The organism is Kineococcus glutinatus, from assembly GCF_039542765.1.
Classification (GTDB): Bacteria; Actinomycetota; Actinomycetes; order Actinomycetales; family Kineococcaceae; genus Kineococcus_A; species Kineococcus_A glutinatus.
On record NZ_BAABIL010000859.1, the window covers coordinates 1 to 1,385 of the forward strand.

Consider the following 1,385-nt stretch of genomic DNA (forward strand, 5'->3'; position numbering starts at 1 on the left):
AGGACTGCCCGCCGACGTACGACGAGGCGGTGTTCGAGCGGCTGCGCACCTGGCGCAGCGCGGTCGCCAAGGAGGCGTCGCTGCCCGCGTACGTCGTGTTCACCGACGCCACCCTCACGGCCATCGCCGAGACCTCCCCCGCGGACACCACCGAGCTGGCGCGGGTCCCCGGGGTGGGCCCGGCGAAGATCGAGCGCTACGGGGCGCAGGTCCTCGCCCTGCTGGCCGGCGGGGACTGACGCCGGCACCGCCCACGCGGCTCACGAGCGCCCGGGACCCGTTGCCCCGCAACGGGTCCCGGGCGCTCGTGCGTCCGCGCCCGGTTGTGGGGAAAGTCGTCGGAATAATCCGTTGTCCCCGTCCCGCCCGTGGGTCTAGCCTCGACCCATCGCCTCGCGCGCACTGCGCGGCGCCGCACCGGGAGGAGGGGTCGACATGGACAGCACGATCGCCGTCAACGGCTCCCTCGTCGATGCCGCGTACGTCGCAGGCCTGCGCCTCCGCTCCGTCTCGCCCACCCTCGCCCTGACCTGGGGAGAGGTGCGTCCGCAGACCGGCGGCGCCGCCGCGCACGTCGTCCGCACGTCCCCCAAGACCCTCTCGGGCACCCGCCACAGGAGTTCTGCTGCCTAGCGAAGGCAGCGAAACGGACCTCCCAGGCCGCGGAACCCGAGACATCGGGTCCGCGGCCTTCGTGTTTCCCGGGCCCGTCCCGCAACCCCAGCGACAGCACAGCGAACGACTCCCGAGAGGGCCACAGCGATGACGACCGCGACGGTCAGGACCCACCCGCCGCATCGACGGACCACCCGCACCACCGCACAGCGCGCCGGCACCGCAGAACCCCCTCGAACCGGCTGCCGCGCAGGGAACCCCGAGGAGGTGAGCGCCATGACGCTCACGGCGATGCTCGACCAGGCCCCCGCCGAGCCGGTCTCCACCGACTGCCCCGCAACCGATCTGCCGTGCCGGCGCCACGACGCCGAGCTGTGGTTCGCCGAGTCGCCCAGCGACGTCGAGCGGGCCAAGGCGCTGTGCGGGGACTGCCCGCTGCGCGCCGCGTGCCTGGAGGGCGCCGTCGAGCGCGGCGAACCCTGGGGGGTGTGGGGCGGTGAGCTCCTGATCGCCGGCGTCGTCGTCCCGCGCAAGCGCCCCCGCGGCCGCCCCCGCAAGGTCGCGGCCTGAACCCGCCCGAGCACGGCCGCCCGTGTGCACCACCCGCACCACCTGCACCGCGGCGGCACCCACCAGCAGACCGGCCCGGTCTGCCCGCACCCGGAGGAGAACGACCGTGCACGTGCCCGCCCAGGAGTTGATCCACGCGACGCAGGCCGAGGAGCAGCGTCGCGCCAGCCGGGCCAGGTTCGTCCGGGCGCTGCGCGCGC

Annotated in this window: 3 protein-coding genes; all 3 read left to right on the forward strand. The window is 74.9% G+C overall.

From position 1 onward, the window contains the following. Positions 1–239: HRDC domain-containing protein (locus tag ABEB16_RS22090; protein ID WP_345714312.1), on the forward strand; the 239-nt coding region annotated here is incomplete at its 5' end. 196 nt (positions 240–435) lie between these two features. Beyond that, positions 436–633 (forward strand): hypothetical protein, encoded by a 198-nt coding sequence (locus tag ABEB16_RS22095; RefSeq protein ID WP_345714313.1) that lies wholly within the window; start codon positions 436–438, stop codon positions 631–633. A gap of 273 nt (positions 634–906) precedes the next feature. Next, the gene (locus tag ABEB16_RS22100; protein WP_345714314.1) at positions 907–1,185 is read left to right on the forward strand and encodes a WhiB family transcriptional regulator; all 279 of its coding nucleotides are present in this window, start codon (positions 907–909) and stop codon (positions 1,183–1,185) included. The last annotated feature ends 200 nt before the right edge of the window (positions 1,186–1,385 follow it).

Bases quoted from the DNA above. Each gene is read 5' to 3' on its own strand.
- ABEB16_RS22095 (WP_345714313.1), top strand. From the start codon at position 436: ATGGACAGCACGATCGCCGTCAACGGCTCCCTCGTCGATGCCGCGTAC.
- ABEB16_RS22100 (WP_345714314.1), top strand. From the start codon at position 907: ATGCTCGACCAGGCCCCCGCCGAGCCGGTCTCCACCGACTGCCCCGCA.